The sequence below is a fragment of the Bradyrhizobium barranii subsp. apii genome, assembly GCF_011516635.5.
In the GTDB taxonomy this organism is placed as follows: domain Bacteria; phylum Pseudomonadota; class Alphaproteobacteria; order Rhizobiales; family Xanthobacteraceae; genus Bradyrhizobium; species Bradyrhizobium barranii.
In genome coordinates, this window is the sequence record NZ_CP096255.1 from 9,553,852 (window position 1) to 9,571,626 (window position 17,775).

Annotated in this window: 11 protein-coding genes; 4 read left to right on the top strand and 7 right to left on the bottom strand. The window is 64.6% G+C overall.

Annotated elements, in window-relative coordinates:
* Positions 1 to 382 precede the first annotated feature (382 nt).
* Positions 383 to 3,376, top strand: a complete 2,994-nt coding sequence (locus HAP41_RS45520; RefSeq protein WP_166071755.1) for an autotransporter outer membrane beta-barrel domain-containing protein — start codon at positions 383 to 385, stop codon at positions 3,374 to 3,376.
* 3 nt (positions 3,377 to 3,379) lie between these two features.
* Here the strand turns inward: HAP41_RS45520 and HAP41_RS45525 are convergent, their stop codons facing one another.
* From HAP41_RS45525 to HAP41_RS45545, 5 genes are all read right to left on the bottom strand, one after another.
* Positions 3,380 to 4,210, bottom strand: coding sequence for an MlaD family protein (locus tag HAP41_RS45525; RefSeq protein WP_166071699.1), 831 nt, complete (start codon positions 4,208 to 4,210; stop codon positions 3,380 to 3,382).
* Positions 4,211 to 4,354: 144 nt separating this feature from the next.
* On the bottom strand, positions 4,355 to 6,574 hold the full coding sequence (locus HAP41_RS45530) for an acetate--CoA ligase family protein (RefSeq protein WP_166071679.1): 2,220 nt from the start codon (positions 6,572 to 6,574) through the stop codon (positions 4,355 to 4,357).
* Between the two features lie 209 nt (positions 6,575 to 6,783).
* A complete protein-coding gene (locus HAP41_RS45535; RefSeq protein ID WP_166071627.1) occupies positions 6,784 to 7,776 on the bottom strand; it encodes a glycosyltransferase family 2 protein in 993 nt (330 codons plus the stop codon).
* 153 nt (positions 7,777 to 7,929) lie between these two features.
* On the bottom strand, positions 7,930 to 8,499 hold the full coding sequence (locus HAP41_RS45540; protein WP_166071612.1) for a class GN sortase: 570 nt from the start codon (positions 8,497 to 8,499) through the stop codon (positions 7,930 to 7,932).
* A gap of 181 nt (positions 8,500 to 8,680) precedes the next feature.
* A complete protein-coding gene (locus HAP41_RS45545) occupies positions 8,681 to 10,945 on the bottom strand; it encodes a marine proteobacterial sortase target protein (protein WP_166071588.1) in 2,265 nt (754 codons plus the stop codon).
* Between the two features lie 187 nt (positions 10,946 to 11,132).
* Between HAP41_RS45545 and HAP41_RS45550 the strand changes: the two genes are divergently transcribed.
* The gene (locus HAP41_RS45550; RefSeq protein WP_166071581.1) at positions 11,133 to 11,903 is read left to right on the top strand and encodes a helix-turn-helix transcriptional regulator; all 771 of its coding nucleotides are present in this window, start codon (positions 11,133 to 11,135) and stop codon (positions 11,901 to 11,903) included.
* A gap of 48 nt (positions 11,904 to 11,951) precedes the next feature.
* The gene (locus tag HAP41_RS45555) at positions 11,952 to 13,442 is read left to right on the top strand and encodes a glycosyltransferase family 2 protein (RefSeq protein WP_166071569.1); all 1,491 of its coding nucleotides are present in this window, start codon (positions 11,952 to 11,954) and stop codon (positions 13,440 to 13,442) included.
* On the opposite strand, the gene HAP41_RS45560 is transcribed toward HAP41_RS45555, so the two are convergent.
* Together HAP41_RS45560 and HAP41_RS45565 are read right to left on the bottom strand one after the other, a co-directional pair.
* Entirely contained in the window at positions 13,439 to 14,659 is a 1,221-nt protein-coding gene (locus HAP41_RS45560) for an ABC transporter substrate-binding protein (RefSeq protein WP_166071544.1), read from the bottom strand. The two genes, HAP41_RS45555 and HAP41_RS45560, sit on opposite strands and share 4 nt — an antisense overlap.
* A gap of 88 nt (positions 14,660 to 14,747) precedes the next feature.
* Complete coding sequence (locus HAP41_RS45565; RefSeq protein ID WP_166071542.1) at positions 14,748 to 16,298, bottom strand: acyl-CoA synthetase; 1,551 nt, start codon at positions 16,296 to 16,298, stop codon at positions 14,748 to 14,750.
* A gap of 267 nt (positions 16,299 to 16,565) precedes the next feature.
* On the opposite strand from HAP41_RS45565, the gene HAP41_RS45570 reads away from it, so the two are divergent.
* Entirely contained in the window at positions 16,566 to 17,702 is a 1,137-nt protein-coding gene (locus HAP41_RS45570; RefSeq protein ID WP_166071535.1) for an acyl-CoA dehydrogenase family protein, read from the top strand.
* Positions 17,703 to 17,775 lie beyond the last annotated feature (73 nt).

Here is a 17,775-nt window from a genome sequence, read left to right on the forward strand (position 1 = left end):
CGGCGCGCTTGCCATTCATGCGAATGCGCCGAGGAATGGGGGCACGGGGCGCGGCCCTGGATGATCAGCCAAGATGTGAACAGCTGTACATGGAACGGACATTCTGACGCATGGGCGCATGCGCGGGGTAGGAATTGAGCCCGGCAAAACCGTGGCTCGGTTGCAACATGAGTTGTTGAATCTGCCCAAGTTGCGGTCCCGTTGGCTGATTCTCGAGGAACCGTAGTTCTACCGGCCAGCCTCATGGCCTAAGTTCCTCGCGGCGCCGCTGGGGAGCGCCGCGGGTGAGGGGAAGAGCGTGGGGGCTTGGTTGCCATCGAGCGGGCGGGGTTGCTCGCGTCGTGCCACCGCTGTTCGCGCGGCATTCTGGATCGGCCTCGCCTTGAGCGCGGCGGCGGCGGCGAGCCCCGCAGCAGCGCAGCAAATCTTCAACGGGTCGCAGACCACGCCGAACGGCGCCGTCAACGGCGGAGGCGGCGTCTGGGACGCCACCACCACGAATTGGACGGACGTCTTCGGTTCGACCAGCACTGCTTACGATCCCTCGTCAGTCGGCACGGTGTTCGGCTACTCGGGAGTCTCGACGCCGGCAAGCGGTGGCACGGTGACGGTTACGCCAGGCGGCGTGCAGCTCACCAGCCTCGTGGGCTTCGACCTCACCGGCGACGGTTCTGTCTACACCATTCAGGGCGGCGATCTCAGGCTAGCCTCCGGGGGGACGACGTTCTTCACCAACGATGTCACCGGCACGACAGACCCATCGGCCGTCATCGCCTCGCGCATCACCGGCAGTGGTGGCATCTCCGTGCAGGGACCCGGCATCCTGGCGCTGCTCGGCGCCAACACCTATACCGGCGACACTTTCATCTGTTCGTGCGCAGCGCTGCAACTCGGTGACGCCACCCACACCGCGAGCATCATTGGCGCCGTCAACAACGAGGGCCTCTTCAATATCGTCAATGCCGATACGTCGGGAATTACATCGCTCCTGAACGCTGTCTCCGGCACGACGATGTTCCTCAACGCGACCTCCGCCAGCTCTATGGTGATCACCAATAACGGCCAGCTGCTGTTCGGTGATCCGTTGGGGAGCGGGACCGACACTGCCACCGCCGGCCGGGCGACCATCACCAATGATGGGGGCTTGATCGGCTTCTTTGGCCGAACCAATGCTGGCTCCGCCACCATCACCAACCAGAACGGCGGCATCACCGCGTTCATCGATCAAGCCTCGGCCGGCTCAGCGACCATCGTCAACAAAGATTTTGGCGGCACCACGTTTGGCGCGTTTGGCGGAAGCACCGCGACCGCCGAAAACGCAACAATTATCAACGAGGCCGACGGCCAGACCGCTTTCGGCTCGTTCACGACCGCGGGCAACGCCACGATCATCACCAAGGATGGCGGCGAGACCAAGTTCGCCGACAATTCCACTGGCGGCAACGCACGCTTCATCACCACAGGGACAGGCATCGTCGATTTCGGGGGCGGTACCGGCCCGGCCGGCGATGGCCGCATTACCGCCGGTTCGATCGAAGGCAGCGGCACCTATTATATTGGTGGCGGCAACACACTCGTCGTTGGCGGTAACAATTTGTCGACGGAGGTCAGTGGTGTCATCGGCGACTATGATCCCTGCGGTTGCGGCGCAATCGGCTCCGGCTCGCTGGAAAAGGTCGGCAGCGGAACGCTGATCCTCTCCGGCACAAACACTTACACCGGTACGACGAAGGTGAATGGCGGCATCCTGCGGGTTGATGGCGACATCTCGCAATCGAGCCTGACCACCGTGAATGCCGGCGGTGCGTTGTTCGGCGCCGGGATTGTCGGCAACACCGTTATCGCCACCGGTGGCATCTATGCGCCCGGCGACGGCGGCCCGGGCTCAAGCATGCAGGTCCAGGGCGATCTCACCTTGCAGCCCGGTTCGGTCTATGTTGTGCAGGCCGGTAGTGGATTCAGCACGAGCCATGCGCTCGTCAGCGGCAACGTCACGCTGGACGGGACCGTGGGTGTCGCGCTGTATCCCGGCAGCAAGATAATGCAGCACTACTCGATCATGCAGTTTTTCGGCAGCGCCACCGGTAATTTCGCCGGCGTTGCCGCGCCGGGTGGCCTAGTCGGCACCACGACGGTCGGGTCAAACGAAGTGCTCCTCGATTTCACGCTGAACTATGGCGCGAAATACGCGCTCAACATCAACCAGCAGAACGTCGCCACGACGCTTCAGAATTTCTTCAACGCCAATGGCTTCCTTCAAGCCGAATTCGCGGGCCTCGGCCCCAACGGCCTCACCCAGGCCTCCGGCGAACCGGCAACGGGTTCGCAGCAGACGACCTTCAATGCGATGAACCTGTTCCTTGGCCTCTTGACCGATGTGTTCGGCTCGGGACGCAGCGGCACATCAGGTGCGACGCCCTATGCCGACGAGCCGGGCGCGAATGCCTATGCCGCGACCGGCAAGGGCGGGCGTGACAAGAACGCGCGCGACGCCTTCGCCTCGATCTACCGCAAGGCACCGGCCGCAACCTTCGAGCAGCGCTGGGATGTGTGGGCGGCCGGCTATGGCGGCTCGCAGACCACCGACGGCAATGTCGGTCTCGGTTCGAACAACACCACCAGCAGCGTCTATGGCACCGCCGTCGGCCTCGACTATCGCTTCTCGCCGTCGACGATCGCCGGCTTTGCGCTTGCCGGCGGTGGGACCGGCTTCAACGTCAACGGGCTCGGCTGGGGCCGCTCCGACCTGTTCCAGGCCGGCGCCTTCGTTCGTCACACGGCAGGACCTGCCTACATCACCGCTGCGCTGGCCTATGGCTGGCAGGACGTCACGACCAACCGCATCGTCACGGCCGCCGGCGTCGATCAGCTGCGGGCGCAGTTCAACGCCAACGCGCTCTCGGGCCGTGTCGAGGGCGGTTACCGCTACGCTACGCAGTGGATCGGCCTCACGCCCTATGCGGCGGCCCAGGCCACCATGTTCAGCCTTCCGAACTATTCGGAGTTCGCGGTGGTCGGCAACAGCACCTTCGCGCTCAACTACGCCGCCAAGGACGTGACCAGCACCCGTACCGAGCTCGGCCTGCGCGCCGACAAATCATTCGCCGCGGCCGGTGGCCTGATGACCCTGCGCGGCCGCGTCGCCTGGGCGCATGATTACAATCCGGACCGCACCGTCGGCGCGGTGTTCCAGACCCTGCCGGGCTCGGCCTTCGTCGTGAACGGTGCAGCGCTGGCGCGCGATTCCGCGCTGACCACGGCGGCGGTGCAGATGAACTGGATGAACGGCTGGTCTGCGTCGGCGACCTTCGAGGGCGAGTTCTCGAACGTCACCCGCTCCTACGCCGGCAAGGGCGTCGTGCGCTACGCGTGGTAGGCTCTACTGCTTCTTCTGCGGAGGCTTGTGCGGCGGGCGCGGGGCGGCGGCGGGCGAGGGTGTGCCAGCCATCTTGCTGGCGGCTTCGCTGACGTCGAGCAGCGAGCGGCGGATGTCCTCGACGTAAGCAGCCGACTTCTTCTTCATGGCATCGGCGAGCTCGTGCAGTCCCCTGATCTTCTCGAACAGCTCGTCGGCCTTGCCGTCGACGAAGCCGGGGACCACGCCTTCGATCTTGGTGACCGCCTTGTCGAAGCCTGCGAAGGCGCTGTCGACCTTGGCCATGACGGAGTCGATTTCGCCGCCCTTGCTTCTGAGATCGGCGGTGTAGTTCTCGAACGTGCGCAGGCCGTCCTTGATCGCAGGGGCATTGCTGACGATCGTGCGATCGACGCTGTGCAGGGTGTCGACGATGGATTCGGCGTCGCTGAGATCGGCGATCAGCATAGGGACGCCGTCCGTATCCAGCGGTACCGGCGGCGCGGAGGGCGCGCCGCCGATCAACGAGATCGCGGCAACGCCGGTGAGACCCAGGAACTCGATGCCCGCAACCGTGTCCTTGCGGATCGGCGCGCTGTTGTCGAGCATCACCAGCGCCACGATCTTGCGCGGATTATCCAACTTGATCGACAGGATCTGGCCCGCGGGAACACCGTCGAAATTGACCGGCCCGCCGCGGCGCAGGCCGCTGGCGGAGCCGCCCTCGAACACCACGCGCAACTGGCTCCGGCTCTGGGCGGTGCGCCATTTCTGCACGCCGAGCACGCCGCCGAACGCCACGGCGATGACCGCCAGCGTCGCCGTTCCGATTACGAGGTTGCTCGCGCGTGCCATGCAGGGCGATTTTACGGCCAAAGCGGGATGGTTGGAAGGACGATGCTGCGGCCGCAATACTAGAGCGGGCGGGTTAACGACTTGTCCGCCGTAGCTCGAAGAGCGAAGGCGGAAGCGTAACCCGCCAATCCGCCTTACGCGACATCAATGCCCGGCCGCGCGTTTTGCCGCAGCATTGTTCAATACGATCAGGGCGTCGACGGCGACGCCCGTTTTGGTGTTGATCAGGAACGGGTTGACGTCGATCGAAGCGATCCGGTCGCCGGCATCTGCGATCAAATTGGACAGGCCGACCAGCGCTTTCACCGCGGAGGCCTCGTGCAAGGCCGGCTTGCCGCGATAGCCGCGCATCTTGATGCCGGCCTTGGTGCGGCCGATCAGGAGCCGGGCCTCGGCCTCGTCGAGCGGTGCGCCGGCGAGTGCGACGTCCTTCATCAGCTCGATGTCGATGCCGCCGGTGCCGAACAGCACGACCGGGCCCATCTCGGCATCGAGCGAGGCGCCGACCACGAGCTCGAGATCGGCCTTGACCTGCTGCGCGATCAGGATGCCGTCGAGCTTCGGCTTGCCCTTCAGCTTCGCCACCCGCGCGGTGATGTCGGCGAATGCCTTCTTCACCTCCGCTGCGCTGGCGAGGTTCAGCACCACGCCGCCGATGTCGGATTTGTGCAGGATCTCGGCGCTGACGACTTTTGCAACGACCGGGAAACCGATCTGCTTCGCGATCTTCGCGGCGTCCGTCGCCGTCTGTGCGATCGCCTCCTTCGAGGTCGGGATGCCATAGGCCTTCAGCAGCTTCTTCGAGGCGACCTCGTCGAGCGCGGCACCGCTCGCCGATTTCAGAGCCTTCTCCAGCACGGCGCGGGCGGCAAGCTTCGAGCTCGAGGCGATGTCGGGCACTGCCTTGCGCAGCTTCGCATAGTCGAGCAGCGACTTGATCGCGGTCACCGCGCGGTCCATGCCCTGCATGACCGCGAGATGCGGCAGCGATTTGCGCAAGCCTTTGGTGAATTCGGTGAAGCCGACCGACATCGCGCTGATGTAGATCACCGGCTTGCCGGCCCGGCTCGCCATCCCATCGACGATGCGCAGATTGCGCTCGCGCAACTCGTGCGGCGCCTTGGGCAGTTCGGCATCGATGATGACGATGTCGATATCGGGGTCGTCGATCATCAGCTCGATCGACTTCATGTAGACGGAGGGATCGACCACCGCGGCAAAGCCGGCATCGAGCGGATTGCCCACGATCGAGCCCGGCCCAAGCATCTTCGCCAGTTCGGAGCCGACGTGCGGGCTCAGCGGCGCAAAGTTCAGGCCTTCGGCATAGAAGGCGTCAAGCAGCACGCCACGCTTGCCGCCTGATAGTGTGACCGCGGCGAGCCGGTCGCCCTTGGGCACGGCCGCGTGAACGAAGCATTCGGTGGTCTCGATCAGTTCGTCGAGTCCGCCAACCCGGATCACGCCTTCACGGGTCGCGATGGCGTCGAACGTCTCGATTGAGCCCGCGAGCGCACCGGTATGCGCCATCGCCGCCGCGCGGCCGCCCTCGGACGAACCGAGCTTGAGCGCGATCACCGGCTTGCTTGCGGCGCGCGCGGCCTTGCAGGCGTCGCGAAACGCCTTCGTGTTGCGCACGCCTTCGAGGTAGACCACGATCACCTTGATGCTCGGATCCTCGGCGAAATAGCGCATCAGGTCCGGCGTCTCGAGCCCGGCCTCGTTGCCGGTCGTCACCATGTAGCCGACCCCGACGCCGCGATCGTCCAGCGCCTGCCGGATCGCCATCACGATGGCGCCGGATTGCCCGGCGATCGCCACCGCACCCTGTTCCATGGTGACGACGCGGTCGTCGATATTGGTGAAGAGCTTTTCGCCCGCGCTCAGATTGCCGAGGCAGTTCGGGCCGGTGACGGCGAGCCCCGTTTCGCGTATCGCGGCTTGCAATTCGGCAGCGAGCTTCTGGCTCTCCTCATCCTGCAACTCGCTGAAGCCCGAGGTGACGATGGTGGCCGAGCGCGCGCCGGCCGCGGCGGCGTCGCGGATCACCTGCACGGCAAAGCGCGCGGGCACCAGCACCAGCACGTGATCGGGCTTTTCCGGGAGGCTCGCGAAATCCTTGTAGCAGGGCACGCCCCAGACGGTGTCGCGCTTGGCGTTGACCGGATAGAGCCCGCCCTCGTAGCCGTACTTGACGAGGTTGTTCCAGATGCGCTCGGCATAATTGCCGGGCTTGTCGGTCGCGCCCACCAGCACGATGTTGTGCGGGTGCAGCATGGCGTGGATGCCCTTGACGACATCGCTGGCATCGGGCGCTGAAGACCATGGACGCGGAGAAATAGACGCAGCAGGTACCTGGGCTTCCATGGCGCTTTACCTCTTGTTGCAGCGCCCTGTCTTGCGCCGGCGTCTGGTGGGGCTGATCGTGATGGCTCCATGCCGCGTGGCGGAATGGTGCGTGCTTCGCGACAAGGCTAGCATCACCAGACTTTTGGCGAAAGTGCGAACGATCGGACGACGTGCCACGACTGCGTGACGCGCATTCTTTCAAATGGTGATCACGCCTCTGCTATCGTTCAGTAACGCAGCAGGCGCAGCTTGTAGGCGTAGTGATAGCCCAATTGCTTCGCGAGATAGGAAGCGATGGCGCGCCGGATCTGCATCTGCGTCGGATCGAAGCCGAGAACGCGGCGCCGCAGGATGCCCATCTCCCTGACGCCGAGCGCGTAGGTCGAAGCCGTCTTCTGTGCATCGTGGATGCGGAAGCAGGCGAGAAATCGCGGCAGGCGCACGAATTTGAATTCCGCGGCTTGCGCCCGCAGGATGAAATCCCAATCCATCGCGTAGTGGAGGCTCTCGTCGATGGGCCCGATCCTGTCCCACACGCGCTTGCGCCAGAACATCGTCTCCTGCGGGATGTAGTCGGCATATTGCAAAGCCTTGCCGTCATGCGGCGGCAGCACAGCGCGTCCAACCTCGAGCCCCTCGCGGTCGACGAAGACGCGATGGCCGTAGACGACGTCGACATCGGGATGCGCCATGAAGTAGTCGGCGACATAGGCGAGCGCTCCGGGCAGCAGCATGTCATCGCTGTTGAGATAGGCCATGATCTCGCAATCGGCACCGGCGAAGCCGAGATTGATGGCGTTCGACTGCCCCTTGTCCGGCTCGCTCGCCCAGCTGATGCTCTCACCTCGGCTCTTCAGGAGATCGATCGTGCCGTCGATCGAGGCGCCGTCCTGCACGTGATAAGTCAGCTTCGGATAGTTCTGACTGACGATGCTCTCGATCGTGGCGCCGAGATATTGCGCGTGATTGTAGCTCGGCGTGACCATCGTGATCCGCGGCGCATTCGCCGGGATCGCGGGCGCAGGCGGGAAGGCAGTCAGGTTGAGCAGGCGCGGCGGATATTGCTCGAAGGTCCACATCGGCGGGCGTCGCCAGAGGCTCCGCAGCGAGGATCGTCTCTGTCCGGCAGCAATGAGGTCCTGATTCCGTTCAAGGAGCGCGACACGATTTTCGAGTTGCTCCAGCCGCTGTTCGAGGCGCTGCCTGAACTCGTCGTCCATTACAGGTTGTCCTGAAAATTACAGCGTCAAAAGATCAATCGGCTGTTCTTACAGGTCTATAGGAGACGACGCCAGTTCAGCGGCCCGATCAAGCGCGGTTCCCCGGCTGTTCGGCGCGGTCTCTATCGATCCCGGATGGCCGATTGCGAACCGCTATTCACCTGTTTCGATCAAGGTGGCATGCAGGGTGTAGCGCTCGGGTCCGGGCGTGACGGCGTCGAAGGGCCAGCAGGTTGTGAGCACCAGTTCGACATCTTGCGCCGCGGGATCGATGCCGGACTCATCGAAGCGAACCACAGCGGAGGAATCCGCCCGATAGCGAAAGTGCTTTCCGTCACGGCGTGTGACATCGATTACGTCACCAATGGCGACATTCCGCAGGAAGCGGAAATGTGTATCGCGGTGCGCAGCATATACGGCAATGCCGCGCTCGCCGGCATCAGCCGTTTGGTGGATATGGCCGGGTCCGAACGCGAGGGCCTGGCCGCTGGTGCCTTCCAGCACGATCGCGCTGGCGCCGATCCGCTTCACCTCGATCCGCGCGACCGGCCAGGTGTCGGCCCATGACCACGGCTTGACCGGCTCGCCGGTCGCAACGCTCCTGTCGAACGCGCGCTCCAGCAGCACCTGCGCGAGCCATGCCTTGGCATGGATGTAGGCGCCGTCACCGAACAGGATGAGGCCGACAAGTGCAAGAGCGAGAGGAGAGATGAAGCGGGGCATGATGGTCCTTCCCCCGTCATTGCGAGCGAAGCGAAGCAATCCAGATTGTCTCCGTGGCGGCAGTCTGGATTGATTCGTCGCTTCGCTCCTCGCAATGACGGCTGATAAAAAGGCGCGCGCGGCCGTTGGTATGGGACGGGCAGCCGCGCGCGCTAACAGAGGAGTTCGGGGGGCTCCTCTCTCAAACGGCGTCAGTGAGCAAGGGCTGACGCCGGTTGAACACGTACAGGATCAGGGCGAGCACGATCAGGATGAAACCTGCGATCATCTTGAGCTCGGCTGAGGTCGCGGTCTTCGGTAGGCGGATCGCATCCGGCGCGGCGGGCGTCGGCCGCCTCGTCGTCGGCTGGTTGCGCGCATCTGCATGGCGTTCGCGCAATTGTGTGGGCGTCAGGTGCGGTCGCTCACCAAAGACCTTCTCGAAATCCCAGCCGGCCGGCAGGTTGAGCGGCAGCTCGCTGAGCTTGAGCGGCGCGCCCTCGGGGCGGCTCGGCGTCTTGTCGACCGCGACGAGGCTGGTGAGCCGCGTGACGATCTGGTGGTCGAGCGCCAGCGCCAGGATCGCCTTGTCGGAGTCTTCGGGCGTCATCTCGCGCATGGTGCGCGCAACTTCGGCGTCGCCGATCTTGCGCTTGGCCCAGAGTTTTGACAGGCCCTTGCCTTCGGCGGCGTTTTGCAGCGGCAGCGTCACCGACCACGGGCGGTCGCCGACGCGTCCCTTGATCTCGAGCGAGCCGGCGAGCTTGTCGAGCTTTGCCGCCAGCACCAGCGGCTCGTCGCGATAGACGTCAGGAATGATCGCAGGCGTCACGTCCGCCTTGGCGTCGGAGAACTTTACGCTGAGGCCGGTCACGGCCGGGTTTTCCAGCTTGGCGAACAGGCCGCGCATGCGCTCCTCGACCTGCTCGACGGAGCCGATATGGGTGAAGGCGCCGCGGCCGAGCTCGGCGGCGCGCGTCATCAGATAGGTATTGGGCGCGGATCCGATGCCGACCATGAACACGCGGGAGCGGCCCCTCATCGCAGTGATCGTTTCGAACAATTGCTGCTCGTTGCCGATCGCGCCGTCGGTCAGGAACACCACCTGGCGGACCATGCTGGTGTCGCCAGCCTTGTCGGTCAGAGCCGCGCGCATCGCCGGCACCATCTCGGTGCCGCCGCGGGCCTGCAAGGCACTGACGAACGACGTGGCTTCACCGACATGCGTGGCGTCGGCCGGCACGGAGGCCGGGAACAGCACGTCCATGGTGTCGTCGAAGCGGATGACGTTGAAGCGGTCGCTCGGTTGAAGGCGAGAGAGCGCGTAAGTCAGGCTGGCCTTGGCCTGAACGATCGACGTACCGCCCATCGAGCCCGAATTGTCGATCACGAACACGACCTCGCGCGGCAGCGGCTTTTGCGTCGCCTGCTCGGCACCGGGCGGGGTGACGAAGGCGAGCAAATAATCGGCATCGCCGATACGCTCGCGGAACAGCCCAACGGACGGTGCCTTCTCCGCAGCCGGCTTCCAGGTCAGCTCGAAATCGCGGTCGGCGGCCACGGCGCCGTCAGCGAGCGTGACGATTCGCGTCGCATTGTCCGGGCTCTCGACCTTGACGTTATGGTGGTGACTCCTGACCTCGCCGAGCGCGAAGCCTGCCTTCAGGCGCACGGTGATGCTGGTCGGATTGACCGGCGCGTTCCTGGCGGGATCCAGCACCGGCGGCGAGATGCGGTCGCGGTCCGGCACCGGCTCCGAATTGGTCACGCCCCAGCCCGAGCCGTCCTTGCGGAAGTCGACGCTCTGCACGATCGGCGCCGGATTGTAGCGCGGCCCGACCACCAGCGGCAGCCGCAGCGAATACTCATTGCCGGATTGATGCACCGGCTCCTGATATTCGATCTGCACCAGCACGGTTTCGCCGGGACCGATATTGGCGACCGAATTGGTGAAGATGTTCGGCCGCTCCTGCTCCGTGAGCGCAGCCTTCTGGCCGGCGCGCTTCGCCTGCTCGTAGATCACGCGTGCCTGCTGCCGCTCCTTGATGTCGCCGATGATGACGCGGTCGCCGACCACCATCTTCAGCGTGTCGACGGCGCCGCCGGCGGGAAGCGGATAAACGTAGGTCGCCTCGACCCAGTCCTTGGTCGGATTGCGGAAGACCTGGGTAACGCGGGCGTGCAGCGTCGGGCCTGATACCGTGATGTCGACGTCGATGCCGAGGCGGATCGCCTCCGTGGTGGCACCGTCCTCCTTCAGGAGAAGGGTGCCGGATTTGGCATCGCCGGGCTGGAGCAGGCTGGCCTGCTCCGTCGTCGCCGACCATCCGGGCTCAAGACTCACGAGCAGGGCCACGAAGGCGACCAGCATCACCGCGATGCCCTGCACCAGAAGAAACAATCCGAGCTTGATCAGCCGCCCCAGCATGGGGTGCTCGTCGCTGTCGGCTGTGTCGTAGCTATCCATTTCGCCTGCTCCCGAAGGGTGTTCGCTGGCTCGGAGCATCCGTCGGGAGCGCCTGAATGCGCGAGCAGAATGATCGGCAATGTTCCGCCGCGGCCGGCCCCGGCAGGCCAAGGCCGGGATCGCCATGTACGGTTTTGTGCTGGCTTGTCCGCCCTGCTAGACTTGCGTCCGTGGAGCAGGGTTGACGATGCAGACGCAGGATAAAGTCACCGACAGGCAGCTTTCGGACGAGCAGAGCCGCGAGATCGCGGAGACCATTCGCGAGGAACTCGCCAGGCGCCGGATTTCCCGGCAAGCGTTGGCCGAGCAGGCCAAGCTCAGCCTGTCGACGCTGGAGAAGGTGCTCGGTGGCCGGCGGCCGTTCACGCTGGCAACGACCGTGCGACTGGAGCAGGCGCTGGGCGTCTCCTTGCGTAAAAGCGCCGCCGTGGTGACGCCTCCGGCCGCAAACGATGTCGCGCCCGACAGCCTCGGCTCTTATGCGCATCGCGCGGTGACCTGGCTCGAGGACGTCTACATCACGCTGCGGCCGTCCTTCGGCGACAAGGATGCGATCTTCGCTTATCGCACCGAGATCGTCTGGGAGCCGAAGGTGTCTTCGCTGGTGTTCCGTGAGGGCGAGCGGACCGATGCCGCCTATGAGCACACCGGCGAGGTTGCGGTGCCGCATCAGTCCGGCTTCATCTATCTCGTCATCATCAAGCACGGCCAGCACCGCGTGATCACGGTGTCGCGGCCGACGGTTGCCGGCGAGATGTACGGCATCATCTCGACGCTCCGCGCCGGACCCGGCTCGCAATTGACGCCGATCGCAGCGCCGATCGCCTATGTGCCGCTCCGCAACGTCGCGAAGCCGTCCCTGGGACGGGTCGGCCCCGACGATGCCAACCACGCATTGTATGGAAAGCATCTGCGCCGAACGGTGGAGGAATCGTTCGCGTTGTTTCTGTCGGTATAGTCCGCGAGAAAGAGTCCGGAATGGCGTCGCGTGCGTCTATAAGGGAACATGCAGGACGTGCCCGCACCATACGGCGGTGAATTTCCGCTGTTCTCCATCATCATCCCGCTGGAACATCACCGCGGGCAGTGGGAGCTGTCCTGGCTCGGCTGGACGTCGCAGACCGCCGACAAATCGCTTTACGAAATCATCCTGGTGGTGCCGCCTGATTTCGAGGCACTCAACGAGCTGAAGGCGCTGGCCGGCGGCAAAGCGCGCCTCGAATTCACCAATTCGGACCATGACATCGGGCTCTGCGCCTTCGGCGCCGCCAAGGCCCGCGGCAAATATCTGTTCTTTACGGAGTCGCATTGCCGGCCCGAGCCTGACGTGATGGAGGCCTGCATCCGCGCGATCGGCGCGCGTCCCGACTGGGCTGGGTTCTCCTGTCAGTCGGTGCCGATCTGCCATAACCGGCTGTCCGTGGCGGAGGCCGCCATGTACCAGGCCGACATCGAGTTCGGCATGAAGCAGCATCCCTGGCGCAAGGTGCTGGACCAGTGCTTCGTGACGCGGCGCGACGCCTATTGGGAATGCGGCGGCCTGCGTGAGGAGCTCGGTCATTTCGCCGAATGGGTGCTCGCCGCCGCGTATCACGCGAGGGGCCATACGATCGGCTATCTCGAGGAGGCGCGCTTCCATCACTACTATATCGGCGAAATCGGCGAGCTGAAGACATTCACGCTCGATTTCGTGCGGGGCGAGATCCGCTATCTCAGCGAAGCGCGCAACGATCCCGGCAGCGAGCTGCTCGAAACTCCGGTCGAGTGGAGCAGCCGCGGCGATTTCAAAGTCGCGCTGGCGCGCAGCGCCCTTGGTGCACGGATGCGCGCCGGCCGCGTGACAAGCGAAGGCCTGCAGGCGATCGGGCGTTGGGGCGCGATCGCACTGGCCGGCGACCGCCTTGCGCTTGGTCTTGCACGTTTGGCGGCAGGCTATGCGCGCTGCAGCCTGACCCTGCTCACCATGGGCGGCTCTCGCGGCAGCATCGCGCGCTGGCTGAAGCGTTATATCGCCGCGCTGATCCACTATCAGCGCCTCCATTCTATCCGTGGCATTCGGGGGAGCCTTGGCGGAGCTGCGCAGAGTCTCGGCGATCAGATGGTCGCACAGGCCGGCTTCCATGCCTGGGAGGTCTGGCAGAGCCGCAGCTTCCGCTGGAGCGAGCCGGAAGCCGCCTTGCGGATCGAGGCGCCGCCTGGGCGCACCATCATTCGCATCGCGTCGCCGGAGATTCGCGGGCCGCTGGATCGGATCGGCGTGCAGTTCTATCTCGACGGCGTGCGCGTTGCGGATACCGCGACCGCGATCGACGCGGGTGCCTTCGTTCTTCAGCTCGATCTGCCGCCATCGGGCAGGGCGATCCTGGCATGGGCCTGTCCGCGCTTTGCGGCCATCGATGACCCGCGCCGGCTCGGCCTGCCGGTCGCGGGGATCGACGTCAGTGCAGGCGAAGACGTCAGCTGCACGTCTCCGCCCGTTGCTGCGATGCGTGGCTAGCCGCCCGTTTCGGCGCTGATGATGTCGCCGAACAGCTCCCACTGGCCCTTCTTGAACCGCCACATCTTGAGCTGCTCGATCGGCGCGAAGTCGGTAGATGAGGTGTTGATCTTGATCCCCGGGATCAGCGTATCAGGGACGAAGTCCTTCAGGCTCGCGGCCTGCTTCATCACGTTCTCACGGGTCAGATTATCGCCCGACTGCTTCAGCACCTGCACCATCGTTTGGGCTGCGGCATAGGCGTACACCAGATTGGCGTCCGAGATGTTCGCACCGGGCATGTACTTGTCGATGAAGGTCATGAACTTCTTCATGCCCTCGTCGTCCTTCCACTGCGGATCCGACGCATCCTTCAGATAACCGGCCGACAACACGCCTTCGGATGCCTCGAGGCCGGCCGGCTTCATCACCGCGCCGATCGAGACCGAGACGTCGGTCATCAGGTGCATCGGCTTCCACTCCAGCTCGGCGATCTTCTTGATGGCCTGGGCCGCGAATTTCGGGGTCGCGATGTTCACGAAGACATCGGCACCGGTGCCCTTGAGCTTGACGATGTGGGCATCGATCGACGGCTCCGAGGTCTCGTAGCTCTCTTCGGCCACGATCAGCTTCGACGCCTTTTCGCCGAACACGTCCTTGATGCCGGCGAGGTAGTCTTTGCCGAAATCGTCGTTGGCATAGAAGATCGCGACCTTCGCGTCCGGCTTCTCCTTCAGAATGTATTTTGCGAAGATTTGTGCCTCGACCCGGTAGCTGGGCTGGAAGCCCATGGTCCAGGGAAAGTTCTTCGGGTCGTTCCACTTGCTGGCGCCGGTGGCGAGGAAGAGCTGCGGCACCTTCTTTGAATTGTGATACTTCTGCACGGCGGTCTGGGTCGGCGTGCCCAGCGCGTTGAACACCAGGAAAACCTCGTCGCTCTCGATCAGCTTGCGGATCTGCTCCACGGTCTTCGGCGGCGAGTAGCCGTCATCATAGGAAATCCAGTTGATCTTGCGGCCGTTGATGCCGCCCTGGTCGTTGATCATCTTGAAATAGGCTTCCTCGGTCTTGCCGATGATGCCGTAGGCGGACGCGGGACCGGAATAGGCCTCGACATTGCCGATCCTGATCTCGGTGTCGGTGACGCCGGTGTCGTACGCCTTCTGCGCATATGCGGACGGGGTCGCAAGCAGCGTCAACGCCGTTGCTGCGGCAAGCAGGGAGAGTTTCTTGTTCATGAAAATTCCTTGGGGTTTTCTTTGCGGTTTCTTCTGGGTTGGAGCAGGCACGTCAGAAACGAAGAAGCGCCCGCAAGGGGCGCTTTGATCAGGCGTTGGCGACTTTCTTGTCGACTTCGGACGCCACCGAGAATTCTTTCCGCAAGGTCGGCTTGTGGATCTTGCCGGTGGCGTTGCGCGGCAGCGCATCGACGAAGCGCACCTGTCGCGGGCATTTGAAGCGCGCGAGATTGGCCGCGCAGTGCGCAAAGACATCCGCCTCGGTCAGCCGCTGACCGGGCTTGGCTGCGACGATGGCGAGCCCTACTTCGCCCCATTGCGGATCGGGAATGCCGATCACGGCGGCTTCCGCGATCGCGGTGAGCTGATGCAGGACGTTCTCGACCTCGGCCGGATAGACGTTCTCGCCGCCCGAGATGTACATGTCCTTCCAGCGGTCGACGATATAGTAGAAGCCTTCCTCGTCGACGCGCGTCGCATCGCCCGTGTGGAGCCAGCCGTCGGTGAAGGACGTCTTGTTCGCCTCCGGCCGGTTCCAGTAGCCCGGCGTGATGTTGGGTCCCTTCACCCAGAGCTCGCCGAGCTCACCGATAGCGGCATCGCTGCCGTCGGGGCGCACGATCCGCACCTCGGTGTGCAGCACCGGCTTGCCGGCCGAACCCGCCTTGCGTGCCGCATCCTCGCGATCCAGCACCAGCACGGCCGGCGAGGTCTCGGTCATGCCGTAGCCCTGCTGCAGCGCGACGCCGCGCGCCTCCCAGACTTTGAGCAGCGGCACCGGCATCGGTGCGCCGCCGACACCGCAGACGATCAACCGGGTCAGGTCGGTCGTCGCGAAGGCCGGATGCTGTGCCATGAACTGGTAGATCGCGGGCACACCGAAGAACACGTTGATGCCCTGCGCGGGATCGTTGATCAGGCAGAGCGCCGTGCCGGGATCGAAGGCGCGCATGATCATCACGGTGCCGCCGGCATGCAGCACCGGGTTGGTGTAGCAATTGAGCCCGCCGGTGTGGAACAGCGGCAATACGGTCAGCAGCACCGAGGCCGGCCCGATGCAGGCCGGGCCGCCGAGATTGACGCAATTCCAGAAGGTCATGCCATGGGTGATGGTCGCGCCCTTGGGATGGCCCGTGGTGCCCGACGTGTACATGATGGTCGAGACGTCATCGAGCGTGACCTCCTCGGCGCGGGCGAGCGGCTTGGCGGACGCGATGCCGGTCTCGTAAGCGCCGCCGGGGCCGAGCAGCAGGCTGGTCGCGACGTTGCAGAGCTTTGCGACGGCGAGCGCGGTCTCGGCGAGATCAGTGTCGTGGATCATCACCTTCGGCGCGCAATCGTCGGTGATGAACTGGAGCTCGGGAACGGTGAGGCGGGTGTTCAGCGGCACGAAGACCGCGCCGAGCCGCCCGCAGGCGAACTGCACCTCCAGCGTATCGGTCGTGTTCAGCGCCAGCACCGCGACGCGGTCGCCGCGCGACACCTTGAGCGCGTCACGGAGAAATCCGGCCAGGCGCGAGACGCGGGCATCGAGCTGTGAATAGGTGAAGCGGCGCTCGCTCGCGAGGTCGATGACCGCGACCTTGTCAGGCGTACGGCGGCCGTGATGGACGATCCAGTCGTAATAACGAACGGCCAAAAATCCCTCCCTCGGCGGTCTTGTGCCGCCTGTGTCCCTATTTGCCGGGCACCATGCCCGGCGTGGCCCTGGGGCCAGCCGGAGTTTGTGCGCCACGTCTTTTTTTGCCCCGGAGTTGGCCTGCGAGCGGCGAAAATCGTCTTGCGTTGAGTTGCTAGGCCTTAGGCTGCGTGGAGCGGTTCCCCCGGTCAGCCACTCTGCGCAAGTGAGCGGCAGATGTTCCGGCCATGGTGGACAACACGAATCCGCCAGCAGGGCGAGACGACGATGACGAGTCCGTTCTATACCGCCGAGCATGACGCCTTCCGCGAGGTGATGCGCCGCTTTGTCGAGAAGGAGATCACGCCCTTTGCCCATGAATGGGACGAGGCTGGCGAATTTCCCCGTGTGCTCTATCGCAAGGCGGCCGAGATTGGCCTGTTGGGGCTCGGATTCCCCGAGGAATATGGCGGGATCGCCGCCGACCAGTTCATGAAGATCGTGGCGAGCCAGGAATTGGCGCGCGCCGGCGCCGGCGGGGTCAGCGCCAGCCTGATGAGCCACACCATCGGCTCGCCGCCGATCGCGCGGGCGGCGCGCCCGGAGGTCAAGGCACGCGTGCTGCCGCAAGTGCTGTCGGGCGAGAAGATCTCCGCGTTGGCGATTACCGAGCCGGGTGGCGGCTCGGATGTGGCGAACCTCCGCACCAGGGCGCGGCGCGATGGCGATCACTACGTCGTGACCGGCGAGAAGACCTTCATCACCTCGGGCGTGCGCGCCGATTATCTGACCGTTGCGGTGCGTACAGGCGGCGAGGGCGCCGGCGGCGTCAGCCTGCTCCTGATCGAGGGTGACACGCCCGGCCTGTCGCGCACAAAACTGAAGAAGATGGGATGGTGGGCCTCCGACACCGCGACGCTGCATTTCGACGACTGCCGCGTGCCGGCCGAAAATCTGATCGGCGAGGAAGGCCAGGGCTTCAAGATCATCATGCGGAATTTCAACAGCGAGCGCATGGGCATGGCGGCGGGCTGCACCGCCTTCGCGCGGGTCTGCCTCGACGAAGCGATCGCCTATGCCAAGGAGCGCAAGACTTTTGGCAAGCCGCTCGCCCAGCACCAGGTCATCCGTCACAAGATCGTCGACATGGCGCAGAAGGTCGCGGCATCCCAGTCGATGCTGGAATTACTGGCCTGGCGGCTGGAGCAGGGCGAGAGCCCGGTCGCCGAGATCTGCATGATGAAGAACCAGGCCACGCAAACCATGGCGTTCTGCGCCTCGGAAGCCGTACAGATCTTCGGCGGGGCCGGCTTCATGCGCGGCATCAAGGCCGAGCGCATCTACCGCGAGGTCAAGGTCAACGCCATCGGCGGCGGGACGGAGGAGATCATGAAGGATCTGGCGTCGCGGCAGATGGGATTATAGCCGCTTTCTCCGTCATGCCCGGGCTCGTCCCGGGCATCCACGTTCTTGCTGCCGGGTGACGAAGACGTGGATG